Source organism: Flavobacterium hauense, assembly GCF_054457175.1.
This window is the reverse complement of the sequence record NZ_JBTKVX010000028.1, coordinates 27973-44357: the sequence shown is the minus strand read 5'-3', so window position 1 is coordinate 44357 and position 16385 is coordinate 27973. Positions and strand designations below refer to the sequence as shown.

The window sequence follows — 16385 nt, the reverse complement described above, 5'->3', positions numbered from 1 at the left end:
GGGGTATTACCGGTGGTACAGGTACATTAATACAAAACAACCAGGTGGGTTTTGCTCCAAACGCTTTCTATGTACTGGAACAGGCGTATGATGCCAGCGGACACCCATTAGATGGTGTTTATGTAGACAGAAATGAAGACGGTATCATCAACGCTGATGACAAATACAGATTCCACAAACCTGCAGCCGATTTCTACTATGGCTTTAACACCGACTTTACCTATAAAAACTGGTGGTTATCTATGTCATGGAGAGGTAGCTACGGAAACTACAACTACAACAACGTATTCTCTAACTATGGTAACCAATCTGTAGGATTACCATCTAACGGTAACTACCTGAACAATGTACATAACAATGTGCAACAAACAGGATTTACATCTCCGCAATACCTTTCAGATTATTACGTACAGGATGCTTCTTTCTTAAGATGGGATAACGTGACTGTGGGTTATACTTTCAAGAACCTGTTTAACGACGGAAGTCAAATGAGAATTACCGGAGGCGTTCAGAATGTACTGGTTATTACAGATTACGACGGAATTGACCCTGAGATGTCAAGCGGTATAGACAATAACATTTACCCAAGGCCAAGAACCTATACGCTGGGCCTAAACATAAACTTCTAAAAAATGATTATGAACATGAAAAAATTTAATCTGAGATTAACCGGATTCGGGATTCTGCTTATGGCTTTTTCCCTGACATCTTGTACTGATGATCTAAATCAGACAGATCCGGCTAATGCAGCGAATGTTGGGGTAGAAGAATTTTATAAAAACCCGACAGCTTATAAGCAAACGCTTGCTAAACTATATGCAGGCCTTGCCACTACAGGACAGAATGGCCCTGCAGGTAGTCCGGATATTTCGGGTATTGACGAAGGAGCAAGCCAATATATCAGAGGTATGTGGCTTATGAACGAACTTACTACAGATGAAGCTGTTATTGCCTGGAATGACCAGACCATAAAAGACTTTCATTACCAGACATGGGGAGCGGGCGATGCTTTTATCAATGCAACCTTTAGCCGTCTTGATTTCCAGGTAAAAAACTGTAACGAGTTCCTTCGCCAGACTACTGAAGAAAAACTTAACGGAAGAGGTGTTTCGGCAGAATTAAAAGCTGAAATAGCTACTTACAGAGCAGAAGCACGTTTTTTAAGAGCGTTGAGCTACTGGCATTTCCTTGACCTTTTTGGAGGAAGAGTAGGTTTGGTTACTGAAGAAGACCCAACAGATTACTTCCTTCCTGAACAGGCTACAGCACAGGAAATGTTTGATTTCATCGATGCTGAGCTTACAGCGATAAACGATGAGCTAAAAGCTCCAAGAACAAATGTATATCCTCGAATAGATCAGGTTGCTGGCTGGATGCTTAAAGCGAAATTATACATGAACGCTAAAGCATACACCGGTTCAGAAAAGTATACTGATGCTATCCCGGTACTTACAAACATTATTGGTTCAGGATATCAGTTGCATTCTAACTGGAGAGAACTGTTCTATGCTGACAACGATAAGAACGGTTCACAAAATGAAGTTATCATGGCTGTTGCATTTGACGGTTTGAACACTAAAACATTTGGAGGTACTACTTTCTTAACGCACGCACCGGTAGGTGGATCAATGTCAAATACTGAATTTGGTATCAATGGTGGATGGGGCGGTATCCGTACAACATCTGCTTTTGTCTCAAAATTTGACACAGGCACTGCAGATCAGCGTTCTAACTTCCATACTGCTGGACAATCGTTAGTAATTAACGATATAGGAAATTTTGCAGACGGCTATGCTGTTAAAAAGTTCAAAAACGTTACTGTAAGCGGTAATCAGGGGTCAGATGCTTCGGGTGACTTTGTTGATGTTGATTTCCCTATGTTCAGGCTTGCTGACGCTTACCTGATGTATGCTGAATGTGCATTAAGAGGCGGTGGGGACACAGGTCTTGGACTTAACCTTATCAATCAGCTTCGTGAAAGGGCTTATGGCAACACTTCGGGCAATGTAAGCAGCTACGACCTGCAATTTATACTTGATGAAAGAGCACGTGAACTACACTGGGAAGGCCACAGAAGAACAGACCTTGTTCGTTTTGGTAAATTCACCGGAGGATCTTATATATGGCCATGGAAAGGAAATACTGCAAACGGAAGCCCTACGCCAAGTTTCAGGAACGTATTCCCAATCCCATCGAATGCAATAGCAGCTAACCCTCTTTTAACTCAAAACACAGGATATTAATAACCTATAGCAAAAAAGACAATGAAAACACTTAAATATACAATCCTATCGATGCTTGCAATGTTTGCAGTATCTTGTAATACAGACGATGTTGAGAACAGGCCGGTAGTAGCAGGCACAGATGCCCCGGTACTTGAGGCTCCTGAAGAAGGAAATACTTATGTTCTTAATCCGGAAACGCTTGACCTGCTTGCTGAAAGATTCGTATGGTCTACAGCCAACTTTGGTCAGGGCATAATCCCTAACTATGATCTTGAAATTGACGTTGCCGGTGATGAATTTGATACACCTTCGGTAATAGGAACGACAAATGGTGTAACGCAACTTGCGGTATCAACCAATGTTCTTAATTCAGCAATACAACGACTTGATGTAACTCCATTTGAGCCTTCTACTTTTCAGGTAAGGGTAAAAGCTTATGTAGGAGACAGCGTACTTTACAGTAATGCAGTGGAAATAACCGCAACTTCATTCAGCACAGATATCCCTATGCTTTGGATCCCGGGAGGCTATCAGGCTGCAAGCGGTTACGGAAACGACTGGACTCATGCTACAGCTCCAAAACTAAGTGCAGAATCTTTTGGCAAGAAAGACTTTGAAGGATACATGTATATCGCTAACGATATCACTAATCCAGACAACGGATTCAAATTTAGCGCTCAGGAAGGATGGACAGGTACAAACTATGGTAAAGGTGCAAATGATGGAGAGCTATCTACAGATGGTGGTAACCTGATTGCCAATGCAGGATATTACTGGGTAAAAGTGAGCACAGGCTCAACTCCACCAACCTATTCCATGACTGCTACACAATGGGGCGTTACAGGTTCAGGTACGCCTAACGGATGGCCGGACAATGGCGCTGTGGATCATGATATGACATACGATCCTGCAACAAAAGTTTGGAAAATTACGCTTACATTATCAGCTGGTGAGATCAAATTCCGTGCAAACGATGCGTGGGCTATAAACTATGGTGATGCAGGAACTGACGGTGTGCTTGATTTTAATGATGGTACCAATATCCCTGTAACTGCTGGAACTTATGAAATCAAACTTGATTTCAGTAATCCTAGACATTACACTTATACGCTTACTCCACAATAATAAATTACAAAGGGTTGTAACAATGTTACAACCCTTTTATTTTAAAAACATCTATGAAAAACATCACTACAATTCTATTTTTACTGATAGGCATCCTCGGATTTGGGCAGGCTACCACCACCCCATCTCCTGCAATTGCAAGCGGGCCTGTTACAGTAAATTTTGACAAAGCCGGTACGCCAATGGCGACCTATACCGGAACAATTTATGCCCACATTGGCCTTACGGTAGACGGTCAGGACTGGCAATTTGTAAAAGGAGCATGGGGAGACAATACAGTACAACCGGCTCTTAGCCTTGTATCAGGAACAACCTATAAACTGGACCTGACCCCTAATTTATATACTTACTTTGGAGTACCTACAACAAGTACCATTACTAAAATATGTGTTGTATTCAGGGCAGCTACAGGCAGTCCTCAAACATCAAACATCTTTTTAAATGTAGGCGCATTTCAGGTTAGCCTTAACACGCCTGTACAAAACAGCGTTACCTTGTTAAATTCAGGCGGAAGCCTTAATATTACCGCATCGAACACCGACGGTAATGCATCTTATAGCTTAAAAGCTAATGGCACAGTAATTAATACTAATGCTGCCACTACTAACTTTGCATACAATCACACCAATATAACAACCAACCAAAATTATGAGCTTACTGTTTCTAAGGGTTCAAACTCGGTTGTGAAAAACTTCTCTGTTATCGTAAATCCAAATACGGTTTCTGCCGCAATGCCTGAGGGTGTTGAAGACGGTATTACGTATAGCGATATTGATAACACAAAAGCTACCCTTGTACTTGATGCTCCGGGAAAAGACTATGTGTATGTAGCAGGAAGCTTCAATAACTGGACACCAACATTGGCCGATGCCATGAAAAAAGATCCTGTAAGCGGAAAATTCTGGCTTGAACTTACAGGACTTACTTCGGGAGATATCAACACTTATCAATACTGGGTAGTTGACGAAACTCCGCTTGCTAACTCGCCTAAAGTAGTAAAAACTGCCGACCCATATTCTACTCTTGTATTATCGCCTTATGATGATTCTGGAATATCACAAAGCACCTACCCTAACCTGCCTGCATATCCTTTGGGGCAGGAAAGAGAAGTAACGGTATTACAGACAGGACAAGCTGCTTATGACTGGCAGGTTACCAACTTTACAAAACCTAAAAAAGAAGACCTTGTTATTTATGAGGCTTTGGTAAGAGACTTTGATGCCGACAGGAACTATCAGGATCTTATTGATAAAATAGGCTATTTTACCAGTCTGGGCATAAACGCACTTGAGCTTATGCCGGTAATGGAATTTGAAGGCAATGAAAGCTGGGGTTACAACACCTCATTTCACATGGCGAATGATAAATTCTACGGGCCGTCTGACAAGCTAAAAGAACTGATAGACCTTTGCCACCAAAATGGTATTGCTGTGATACTTGACGTTGCCCTGAACCATGCCTTTGGACGCAACCCAATGGTACGTATGTGGATGGATGATGCTGACAGCGATGGATTTGGAAATCCTACTACCGAAAACCCTTATTTTAATACTGTTGCAAAACACAGTTACAATGTAGGCAATGACTTTAACCACCAACAGCCAAGAACTAAAAACTATGTAAAAAGAGTAGTTAGGCATTGGATAGAAGAGTACCATATTGATGGTTTCCGTTGGGATTTGACCAAAGGATTTACACAAAACTGTACAGCGTCAGATGAAACCTGTACCAATATGTACCAACAGGACAGGGTTGATGTACTGAAAGAATATGCCGATTATTCGTGGAGTCTTGACCCAACACATTACACTATTTTTGAACATCTGGGCACTGATGCCGAAGAAAAAGAATGGGCTAATTATAAATATGCCGAAGGTAAAGGGATCATGCTTTGGGGCAATCTGAACCACGCTTACAACCAGCTGACCATGGGCTATGCTGACCAGTCTAACATTGCACGTGTAGGACACATGGCACACTCAGGTTTTGAAGGCAAAAGGGTTGTAGGCTATGCCGAAAGCCATGATGAAGAAAGGGTCATGTATAAAAACATTCAGCATGGTAACAGTAATGCATCCTATAATGTAAAAGACCTTAACACGGCGCTTTCAAGAATGAGTGCTCAGGGAGCGGTATTTTTCATGGTTCCGGGGCCAAAGATGATATGGCAGTTTGGTGAACTTGGATGGGATCTTTCCATCTTTACCTGCAACAACGGCACCGTAAACCCAACAGGAGGCACCGATGGAGACTGTAAGCTTGACACCAAGCCACAGCCACAATGGACGGGCAACTGGCTGGAAAATGCAAACAGGAATAAAATATACTACGATTGGAAAAGGATGATACAGCTTAAGAAAGATGAAGCTGTATTTGAAGGCAACTATACTTTAGCTTCGGCTAATACACTTACGCCAAAAGTTTATATTTCAGATACAGCACTGCCTTCTACAGAGCTGAATAGCGTAGTGGTACTTTCAAACTTTGACGTAACTGCAAAATCCATCACACCGGATTTCCCAACCACAGGAACATGGTACAACCTTATGGATAATGCTCCATTTGAAGTAACAAGCACTACTGCAGCGATTAGCCTGCAGCCGGGCGAATTCAGGATTTATGGAAACAAAACTGTTGTTTTAGGAAACGATGAATACACTGTACAACAGGCTGCTTTATATCCTAACCCTACATCAGATGTATTTGCCTTGAACATTCCGTCTTCTAAAGTAGAGATATACTCGCTTACCGGGCAGCTGGTAAAGACATTTGGCCAGGCAACTGCTTTCAGCACATATGATGTAAGCAACCTTAAAACCGGAATTTACCTTGTTAAGGTTACAGATACTGATAACCGCCAGAGTACATTAAAACTTATCAGAAATTAAGTTGAGTTAGTTCTTTAAATATTCAAATTTTGCGAAGGGCTTCCGTTTTATTACGGGAGCTCTTTTGTTATATATATCTTAAAGATATATGAAAGTGATTTTCTGAGCGTTATTTTTATAAATACCAATCAGCAAAATCATAAGTATGAAAAAGATAATCCTGATTATATTCACAGCATCGCTGTTCACCATGTGTGGGACTTCTAAATCTGCCAAAGGCAGTACTAAACCCGAGGTGCAATACAAAGACGACTTCAGGTCGGCAACCGAAAAAGAAAAATCGGCCTTGCTCAAAAAACTCAACGCCACAGGAGCAAATCATTCGGTACTGATACTTACCCAAAATTATAAAGGTGAGCAGATAATCGTGTCCAACGAGCAAAAGACATTCTACAAGGAATATCCCATCTCTAACAAGAAAACGGGAATCGCAGATGAGCTGCGCATAGATAACACTACTGATACAAAAGTATATGACACCTTCAGTAAAAAAGAAGCTGTTATCTCAGCCAAAGAGGCACAGAAGCACAAATTCATCTACCTGATGAAGAATCCTCCGGGCGGCGACAGTCCTTTCAGGATTACATACAGTAATACATTGCGTCCATTAAAATAAAAAGGCGCGAATTTTAAACTTCGCGCCTTTTGCATTACCTTATCATTAGTATTACCAGATCACAACCCTTAAGTTTTCAGGCTGGTACATCTTGTCTCCCGGTTTAACACCAAAGGCTTCATAGAACTCAGGCACATTGGCTAGTGGTCCGTTAACACGGAATTGAGCCGGTGAATGTACATCGGTCATTATTTGCTGCATCAGCGATTCTTTCTTCATATTAAGCATCCAGGCATAACCGTATGCCATAAAATAACGCTGCATTGGTGTAAAGCCGCTTATCTTTTGATTGTTCTTGTATTGAGGAGTCTTTTTGAAAGCCTCTATTCCCATAACTACACCACCAAGGTCGGCAATATTCTCGCCCTGTGTGGCGTCGCCATTTACAAATTTACCGGGCAGTGCTTCAAACGTATTGAACTGCGCTACAATGCGTTTCGTTTTTTCTACAAACTTAGCTTTATCTTCTGCAGTCCACCAGTCATTAAGATTACCTTTTTCGTCAAATTGGCTGCCCTGGTCATCAAAGCCATGCGTAATTTCATGCCCAAAGGTTGAGCCGCCAATGATTCCGTACAAAACAGCATCATCCGGCATACCTGTAAATCCAGGAACGAGTATGTTACATGCAGGAACTACGATCTCATTATTGCTTGGGTCATAATATGCATTATAGGTTTGTGGATACATGCTCCATTCATTTCGATCAACAGGCTTGCCAAATTTAGTAACCATAAAATTGTACCTCCATTTGTTTACTACCAAAACATTGGTACAGTAAGAAGCACGCCCGATAGACACGCTGCTCATATCCTTCCATTTATCAGGATAGCCCACTTTCATTATGATCTTATCAAGTTTTTGCAATGCCTTTTTCTTGGTAGGCTCACTCATCCAGTCCAGCTTTTTAATATGGTCGGCATAAACATCCTTAATATTATTACCTATTTCAAGGAGTTTTTCTTTTGAGCCTTCAGGCAGGTAATCCTTAACATAGACCTGTCCTATAAGTTCGCCAAGCGAACTATTGGTTTGCTCTACTACCCTTTTCCAGCGTGGTTTTTGCTTTGCAACACCGCTTACTACAGTTCCGTAGAAATGAAAATTCTGTTTTTCTATATCGTTCCCCAAATAGGCTGCATAAGAATTTATCACATTCCATTTCAGGTAGGTTTTCCATTCCGGTAAGCTATAGCTTTTCAGGATTTTATTTAACGCAGTAAAAAACTCAGGCTGCCTTACGATCAGCGTATCAGCTTTTGTAATTCCAAGAGAAGGAAGTATGGCCTGCCAGTCGGCATTTGGAGTCAGTGCCTTAAACTGGGCAACTGTCATTTTATTATAATTCTTAACCGGATCACGAAGTGCTTCCAGCTTTCTCGATGATTTTGCCATTTCCGTTTCCATTTTCATAACCAGTGTTGCATTTGCCTTAGCTGTTGCAGCATCATTACCGGTTAATAAAAACATAGCTTCAAGGTGCTTAACATATTCGGCACGAATCTTCGTTGTTTCAGCATCCGTATTAAAATAGTAATCACGGTTCCCAAGGCCCAGGCCACCCTGGCTAAACGAAAGGGCATACTTAGAACTTATTTTATCGTCCTGGCTCACATAAAAATCATAAGCGGGATTACTTCCCATGGTGTGCAGGTATCCTATTGCGGTTGAAAGCGAAGGCACATCGGCAATTGCATCAATACGGCTCATCATCGCATCAAGAGGTTTTAACCCTTGTTTATCTACAGCAATGGTATCCATACCTGAACTGTAGAAATCGCCTATCTTTTGTTCGTTACTGCCTTTAGCTGCATTTTTATTGGCTGCAGATTTTTCGCAAATGTCTTTTACCTGCGCATTGATGGTATCACGGATGGTCATGAAAATACCATTACCGCGCTCGTTATCCGGAATTGGGTTCTTCTTGAACCAGCCACCATTAACATAATTGAAAAAATCCTGATTCGGACTCACAGTTGTATCCCTGTTTACTAACAAAGGATCGTTAAAGGCCAGTTCTTCTTTTTTTGAACAGCCCGTCAGCACAGCCGCCATCAAGAACGGAAACATTATTTTTTTTGCTGTAATCATATCTTTATTGCGTTTCTTATTAAGATAATCAAAGATATCTTTAATTATTAAGAAATATGCAAAACATAAATTTAAAAGTAATGAAATTCATACATTTACATTTTATTACAATCCAATGAAAAAACTCGATACTACCATATTAATTCTGTTATTGAGCATAGGCACAGTATTTACAGCTTTTAGCCAGAATAAAACTCCCTATCCCAAAGCAACAGAAACACAGATAAAACAAATTGAAGAAAACATTTTGCCTTGGGTACTCCTTAAAGACAGCCTCCCGATGACCCTTGAGGAAAGGATGAAATTCTATGGTGTAAACGGATTGAGTATCGCTGTGATTAAAGACTATAAAATGGTCTGGGCAAAAGGATATGGCTTTGCCGATGCCGCAGAAAAACGTATTGTAGACGAGAATACACTTTTTCAGGCGGCTTCCATAAGCAAGTCATTAAACGCGGTTGGAGTCTTAAAACTGGTACAGGATAAAAAAATTGACCTGGATACTGACATTAACAATTTTCTCAAAAGCTGGAAATTTCCTTACGATTCAGTTTCAAAAGGTAAAAAAATAACTGTAGCAAACCTGCTTAGCCATACCGGAGGAACCACAGTACATGGATTTCCAGGTTACACAAATAAAGAACTACTGCCAAAAACCACTGATATCCTGAATGGGAAAAAACCGGCTAATACTGAAGCGGTACGTTCTGAAACTGCTCCGGGGATAAAATTCAACTATTCAGGCGGAGGCACAACCATCACCCAACAAATAGTAGCAGACATCACAGGACAGGCGTATGATGATTATATGTGGAAAACTGTACTCAAACCCATAGGTATGATGAATAGCTCCTATACCCAGCCTCCATTGGCATCAAAAAAGAAACTACTGGCAACAGGCTATACTGCCGAGGGTATTGAAATTGAAGGCAAATACCATATATATCCCGAACAGGCGGCTGCCGGCTTGTGGACCAATCCTACTGATCTTTGCAAATACATTATAGAACTACAATTGTCCTATATAGGAAAATCGAATAAAGTATTAAACAGGAATACAGCCCGCACTATGCTTACACCTTACCTACCTAAAGATGAAGCAGCATTAGGCGTATTCATCTCAAAAGAAGGCAGCGAAGAGTATTTTTTACATGGCGGATCAAACGAAGGCTTCAGATGTCAGTACCTTGGAAGCATTGAAGGTGGCAATGGTGTGGTAGTAATGCTCAACAGTGACAATGGCGGCATTATGGAAGAGATCATTAACAGTGTTGCAACCGTATATAACTGGAAAGACTTTTACAAGCCTGTTGTAAAAACAGTTATCAAAGTACCCGAAACTATACTGGACACTTATATAGGTGATTACCAAAACGAAGAAACCAGCTTCAGCATTGTAAAAGAAAACGGAGCGCTATGGATGAAATTTCCATGGGCAACACAAAAGATGTACTTTACATCTAACGATGAGTTTTTCAGGTACGAAAACAAGAACACCCCAAGGTTTATAAAAGATGTACAGGGAAAAGTAAGCGGGATACAGTTTAGCGAAACTTTTTTTACCCCTAAAGTTAAATAACCCATTATTTTCATTTGTAACCTGTTACATTATCAATTAACGCATTGTTACATTATCCATATTGTCACATTGATTAATTGATGTATCTTTACCGCTCTCATCTTCAAAAAATTATCCTCTGGGAATAATTTTTTCTATCTATTTGAATTTCTAAGAAATAGTTGTACTTTTGCAACCCCTTTATTGGGGATGGAATGTTTAATTAAAATAATTTATTGTGAACACATTAAGCTACAAGACAGTTTCGGCTAACAAAGCTACCGCTGACAAACAGTGGATCGTTGTTGACGCTGAGGGTCATAATTTGGGCCGTTTTGCTTCTAAAGTTGCGATGCTTTTAAGAGGTAAATACAAAACAAATTATACACCGCACGTGGACTGTGGAGATAACGTAATCGTTATCAATGCAGAAAAGATCAACCTAACAGGTAACAAACTGGATGACAAAACGTACATCCGTCACACAGGTTACCCGGGTGGACAAAGAACATTAACTGCTAAAGTATTACAGGCAAAAAACCCTGCAATCTTAGTAGAGAAAGCAGTAAAAGGTATGCTTCCTAAGAACAAACTAGGAGCTGAACTTTTCCGCAACCTGAATGTATATGTAGGCGCTGAGCACAAACATGCTGCACAGACTCCTAAAACCGTTAATTTAAACGATTTAAAGTAAAAAATGGCAACAATTCACAAAATCGGCAGGAGAAAAACTGCTGTTGCCCGTATTTATCTTTCTGAAGGAACAGGTAAAATCACGGTTAACAAAAGAGAATTTGCAACTTATTTCCCAACACCAACATTACAGTACAAAGTACTACAACCACTTACTATGACTAGTAATGTTGAGAATTTTGACGTAAAAATCAACGTTTATGGTGGTGGATCTACTGGTCAGGCTGAAGCTGTAAGAATGGCAATCGCTCGCGCAATGTGCGAAGTTGATGCTGAAAACAGACTTATCCTTAAACCAGAAGGACTATTAACAAGGGATCCAAGAATGGTTGAACGTAAGAAATTCGGTCAGAAGAAAGCTCGTAAGAGATTCCAGTTCTCGAAACGTTAATATGTCACTATTGGATTTCATTATCCAATACTGTTCAGTTTTATTATTGAATTTAAAAACAATGTTGTTGTTGCCCCACTGAGGTGAAGGGTTAGTTTAGCATCTAAATGGGCAAGGCCGAATTTTCGCCACTTACCCATTGCTTACTCAACAGAACGTAAACTATTACAAAAATGGCAAATAAAGTAGAAGTTAAAGACTTACTGGAAGCAGGTGTACACTTTGGACACATGACCAGAAAATGGGATCCGAACATGGCCCCTTACATATACATGGAGCGTAATGGCATACACATTATCAACCTGTATAAAACTGCAGCTAAGATTGAAGAGGCTAACGAAGCCCTTAAAAAAATCGCTGCATCAGGCAGAAAAATTCTTTTCGTTGCTACTAAAAAGCAAGCTAAGGACATCGTTGCTGAAAAAGCAGCTGCTGCAAACATGCCGTACATCACTGAAAGGTGGCCTGGTGGTATGCTAACAAACTTCGTTACTATCCGTAAAGCTGTTAAAAAAATGGCTTCTATTGATAAAATGAAGAAAGACGGTACATTCATGACACTTTCTAAGAAAGAGCGTCTGCAAGTTGATCGTCTACGTGCAAAACTTGAGAAAAACTTAGGCTCTATCGCTGACATGACAAGGCTTCCGGCTGCGTTATTCGTGGTAGATATCAAAGCTGAACACATCGCAGTAAAAGAAGCTCAAAAATTAAACATTCCGGTTTTCGCAATGGTAGATACCAACTCTGACCCACGTCAGGTTGATTATGTTATCCCTGCAAATGATGATGCTTCTAAATCAATAGACAAAATCTTATCTCTTGTTACAGGTGCTGTTGTTGAAGGTCTTTCTGATAGAAAATCAGACAAAGATGACTTTCAGGATGACGCTGCTGTAGAAGCTGCTCCAGTTGCTGCCGCTCCGGCTGCAGAGGCTGCGCCAGTTGCTGCTGAAGCTCCGGCTACAGAAGCTCCAACTGCTGCTACTGAAGAGTAAAGATAACATTACAATAAAGCCGTTGTGCTGGTAGATGTTTACTTTTGTAGCATATTATCATCATAACGGCTTTACTTTTTTTAACTCAAAAACAATATTCAAAATGGCAAATATTACTGCTGCTGACGTAAATAAACTAAGAACAATTACAGGTGCTGGTATGATGGACTGCAAAAAAGCACTTGTAGAAGCTGATGGAGATTTTGACAAAGCTATCGAAAACCTTCGTAAGAAAGGTCAGAAAGTAGCTGCTAACAGAGCTGACCGTGAGTCTACTGAAGGCGCTGTTATCGCTGTAGTTAACGCTGATAAAACAGCTGGTGTAGTTATCTCTCTTAACTGTGAGACTGACTTCGTTGCTAAAAACGAAACTTTCGTTAAGCTTGCTAACGACCTTGCTAATCTTGCTCTTAACTTCAACACTAAAGAAGAATTCCTTGCGACTGACTTCAACGGTATGACTGTTGCTGACAAACTTATCGAGCAGACTGGTGTTATCGGTGAGAAAATCGAGATCGGTTCTTTCGAAAGACTTGAAGGTGCGTTCGTTGGTTCTTACATCCACGCTGGTAACAGAATCGCTACGCTTGTTAGCCTTTCTGCTAACGTAGCTGGTGCTGAAGAAGCTTCACGTAACGTTGCTATGCAAGCTGCCGCTATGGCTCCTATCGCTCTTAACGAGGAAGGTGTTGATGCTGCAACTATCGAAAAAGAAATCGAGATCGCTAAAGACTTACTTCGTCAGGAAGGCAAGCCTGAGGCTATGCTTGAGAACATCGCTAAAGGTAAACTTGGCCGTTTCTTCAAAGACAATACACTTGTTAACCAGGATTACATCAAAGACAGTAAACTTAGCGTAAGCGAGTACATTAAGTCGGTTGATGCTGGTCTTGTAGTTACAGGTTTCAAAAGGGTTGCACTTGCATAAGTAAACCTCTTTATACTATCAGAACCCCAAATTTTTGAATTTGGGGTTTTTTTATGGGCAAAAAACAATCAAACAAATTCATTACTTTTGATGTTTACCCAAAAGCTATGTTCCAGACTCGAAAAGACACCGTATACGTTATCCTTGCAGGTATTTTTATAACCAATGCCGTAGTTGCCGAACTTATTGGCGGTAAGCTTATCCATGTTGGCCCGTACGTAATGAGTGTGGGTATTTTACCCTGGCCTATCGTGTTTATCACTACCGACCTCATCAATGAATATTTTGGCGAAAAAGGAGTACGCAGGCTCTCGGTAATCACCGCCTGCCTTATTGCCTATTGTTTCGTATTGCTGTTTTTAGCAATGCAGATACCAGCCGTAAAAGACATGGGCACAACCGACGCGCAATTCAACGGGGTATTTGGACAAAGCCTTTGGATAATTGTAGGCAGTATTACCGCCTTCATGGTCTCGCAGCTGATAGACGTTACCCTGTTTCATTTTGTAAAGAAAAAGACGGGAAAACGAATGATATGGCTTCGCAGCACCGGCTCTACCGTTATATCGCAGCTTTTTGACAGCTTCATCGTTTTGGGCATTGCCTTTTATGCAACCGGCATTATGGATACCCAAACCTACATATCATCAGGACTAACTGGCTACCTCGTTAAACTGGGACAGGCAGTATTGCTTACCCCTGTTATTTACCTTGGGCATTCGCTGATCGAGAAATACATCCATAACGATAAAAAAAGTACCAATGGACAAGAAACGCTGTAGATGGTGCGTAGGTGATGCGCTTTACGAAGACTACCACGATAATGAATGGGGCAAACCTGTTCATGACGACCACAAACTGTTTGAGTTCCTGCTCCTGGAGACCTTTCAGGCAGGATTGAGCTGGATAACCATTCTTCGCAAGCGAGAGAACTTCCGTAAAGCCTTTGATAATTTCGACTATAAGAAAATCGCTAAATATGATGACACCAAAATTGAAGAATTGCTTCAGGACACAGGTATCATTCGCAACCGATTAAAGGTGTTGGCAGCAGTTAGCAACGCACAGGCATTTATAGCCATCCAGAAAGAGTTTGGCAGCTTTTCCAGCTACTACTGGGCATTTAGTGATAATAAGCCCGTAGACAATAAATTTGAACTTACGTCTCAAGTTCCCGCTACTACCCCACTATCAGACAAGATAAGCAAGGACATGAAAAAGCGCGGATTCAAATTTGTAGGCTCAACCGTTATTTATGCCAATATGCAGGCCACCGGAATGGTAAACGATCATATCATGGAATGCTGGACGAGAGAATAGATTTGAGACATTAGTATTGAGAAGTGAGATAGCTTCATTCCTACCTAAAAGTTATACCATAGAGATACTGTTATTAAATAATAAACCCTCGCCAATGGCAAGGGTTTATTATTTTTAGCAAGCCTGAAATCTAAAATCTCAATACTCACTTCTCAATACTATAGATTAGTAACGGTAGTACTCCGGTTTAAACGGACCTTGTACCTCAACACCAATATAAGCAGCCTGCTCTTCGTTAAGAACTTCAAGCTCTACACCAAGTTTAGCAAGGTGAAGTGAAGCCACTTTTTCATCAAGGTGCTTAGGAAGCATGTATACTTCGTTTTTATAAGCTGCACTGTTAGTCCAAAGCTCAAGTTGAGCAAGAGTTTGGTTTGTGAATGAGTTACTCATTACAAAGCTTGGGTGACCTGTAGCACATCCAAGATTTACAAGACGGCCTTCAGCAAGGATAAGGATATCTTTACCGTTGATCGTGTATTTGTCAACCTGTGGTTTGATCTCGATTTTAGACGCACCGTGGTTTTTGTTTAACCAGGCCATGTCAATCTCGTTATCGAAGTGACCGATGTTACAAACAACAGTCTTGTCTTTCATACTTTCGAAGTGGCGGCCCACAACGATATCTTTGTTACCTGTAGTCGTGATAATGATATCAGCATTAGCGATGACAGTGTCAAGTTTTTTAACTTCATAACCATCCATTGCAGCCTGAAGCGCACAGATAGGGTCAATTTCAGTAACCGTAACGATAGAACCAGCTCCACGGAAAGAAGCCGCAGTACCTTTACCAACGTCACCATAACCACAAACAATTACTCTTTTACCGGCAAGCATAAGGTCGGTTGCACGACGCACAGCATCAACAGCACTTTCTTTACAGCCGTATTTGTTATCAAATTTCGATTTAGTAACCGAGTCGTTAACGTTGATAGCCGGCATAACAAGCGTACCATTCTTCATTCTTTCGTATAGACGGTGAACACCTGTCGTAGTTTCTTCAGAAAGACCTTTGATTGCAGCTGTAAGCTCTGGGAAACGATCGAATACCATATTGGTAAGATCTCCACCATCATCAAGGATCATGTTAAGTGGCTGGCGGTCTTCTCCAAAGAAAAGAGTCTGCTCGATACACCAGTCAAATTCTTCTTCGTTAAGACCTTTCCATGCATATACCTGGATACCGGCAGCAGCAATAGCAGCAGCAGCGTGATCCTGAGTAGAAAAAATGTTGCATGAGCTCCATGTAACTTCAGCACCAAGAGCAACTAAAGTCTCAATAAGAACAGCTGTCTGGATCGTCATGTGAAGACAGCCTGCGATACGCGCACCTTTAAGCGGCTGAGAAGCGCCATATTCAGCACGAAGCGCCATTAGACCCGGCATTTCAGCTTCAGCAAGCTGAATCTCTTTTCTTCCCCATTCCGCAAGCGAAATATCCTTTACTTTGTATGCCACATATGGCAGCGTTGTAGTACTCATGAATATTGTATATTTGTATTAGCAAAAAATTTTTGCAAATTTAGTGAATGCATTTGTAATTAGCCCGTTT

13 protein-coding genes and 1 pseudogene are annotated in these 16385 nt (G+C 40.9%); 12 read left to right on the top strand and 2 right to left on the bottom strand.

Annotation, left to right across the window (positions count from 1 at the left end; all coding sequences use genetic code 11):
• The 5 genes and pseudogenes from ACX0HA_RS16240 to ACX0HA_RS16220 form a co-directional block, all read left to right on the top strand.
• Positions 1-629: pseudogene (locus ACX0HA_RS16240) on the top strand (SusC/RagA family TonB-linked outer membrane protein); the annotation flags it as partial.
• Positions 630-644: 15 nt separating this feature from the next.
• Positions 645-2243, top strand: a complete 1599-nt coding sequence (locus tag ACX0HA_RS16235; RefSeq protein WP_458846356.1) for a RagB/SusD family nutrient uptake outer membrane protein — start codon at positions 645-647, stop codon at positions 2241-2243.
• A 21-nt stretch (positions 2244-2264) separates the two neighbouring features.
• Positions 2265-3350 (top strand): SusE domain-containing protein, encoded by a 1086-nt coding sequence (locus ACX0HA_RS16230; protein WP_458846355.1) that lies wholly within the window; start codon positions 2265-2267, stop codon positions 3348-3350.
• A gap of 53 nt (positions 3351-3403) precedes the next feature.
• Complete coding sequence (locus ACX0HA_RS16225) at positions 3404-6238, top strand: alpha-amylase family glycosyl hydrolase (RefSeq protein WP_458846354.1); 2835 nt, start codon at positions 3404-3406, stop codon at positions 6236-6238.
• A 145-nt stretch (positions 6239-6383) separates the two neighbouring features.
• A complete protein-coding gene (locus ACX0HA_RS16220) occupies positions 6384-6854 on the top strand; it encodes a hypothetical protein (RefSeq protein WP_458846353.1) in 471 nt (156 codons plus the stop codon).
• A gap of 51 nt (positions 6855-6905) precedes the next feature.
• Here ACX0HA_RS16220 and ACX0HA_RS16215 read toward each other — a convergent pair whose 3' ends face one another.
• Positions 6906-8945, bottom strand: coding sequence for a M13 family metallopeptidase (locus tag ACX0HA_RS16215; RefSeq protein ID WP_458846352.1), 2040 nt, complete (start codon positions 8943-8945; stop codon positions 6906-6908).
• 115 nt (positions 8946-9060) lie between these two features.
• On the opposite strand from ACX0HA_RS16215, the gene ACX0HA_RS16210 reads away from it, so the two are divergent.
• From ACX0HA_RS16210 to ACX0HA_RS16180, 7 genes are all read left to right on the top strand, one after another.
• Positions 9061-10524: a serine hydrolase gene (locus tag ACX0HA_RS16210; RefSeq protein ID WP_458846351.1), complete on the top strand. Its 1464-nt coding sequence runs from the start codon at positions 9061-9063 to the stop codon at positions 10522-10524.
• Between the two features lie 217 nt (positions 10525-10741).
• Positions 10742-11197, top strand: a complete 456-nt coding sequence (gene rplM, locus ACX0HA_RS16205) for a 50S ribosomal protein L13 (RefSeq protein ID WP_458846350.1) — start codon at positions 10742-10744, stop codon at positions 11195-11197.
• Between the two features lie 3 nt (positions 11198-11200).
• Positions 11201-11587 carry a 30S ribosomal protein S9 gene (gene rpsI, locus ACX0HA_RS16200; protein WP_458846349.1) on the top strand — a complete coding sequence of 129 codons (387 nt, stop codon included), beginning with the start codon at positions 11201-11203 and terminating at the stop codon, positions 11585-11587.
• A 173-nt stretch (positions 11588-11760) separates the two neighbouring features.
• Entirely contained in the window at positions 11761-12585 is an 825-nt protein-coding gene (rpsB, locus tag ACX0HA_RS16195; protein ID WP_458846348.1) for a 30S ribosomal protein S2, read from the top strand.
• 103 nt (positions 12586-12688) lie between these two features.
• Positions 12689-13513, top strand: coding sequence for a translation elongation factor Ts (tsf, locus tag ACX0HA_RS16190; protein ID WP_458846347.1), 825 nt, complete (start codon positions 12689-12691; stop codon positions 13511-13513).
• Between the two features lie 107 nt (positions 13514-13620).
• Positions 13621-14295, top strand: coding sequence for a queuosine precursor transporter (locus ACX0HA_RS16185; RefSeq protein WP_458846346.1), 675 nt, complete (start codon positions 13621-13623; stop codon positions 14293-14295).
• Positions 14276-14833 carry a DNA-3-methyladenine glycosylase I gene (locus ACX0HA_RS16180; protein WP_458846345.1) on the top strand — a complete coding sequence of 186 codons (558 nt, stop codon included), beginning with the start codon at positions 14276-14278 and terminating at the stop codon, positions 14831-14833. The genes ACX0HA_RS16185 and ACX0HA_RS16180 overlap by 20 nt, the downstream gene beginning before the upstream one ends.
• A 165-nt stretch (positions 14834-14998) precedes the next feature.
• Here the strand turns inward: ACX0HA_RS16180 and ahcY are convergent, their stop codons facing one another.
• Positions 14999-16315, bottom strand: coding sequence for an adenosylhomocysteinase (ahcY, locus tag ACX0HA_RS16175; RefSeq protein ID WP_458846344.1), 1317 nt, complete (start codon positions 16313-16315; stop codon positions 14999-15001).
• Between the last annotated feature and the right edge of the window lie 70 nt (positions 16316-16385).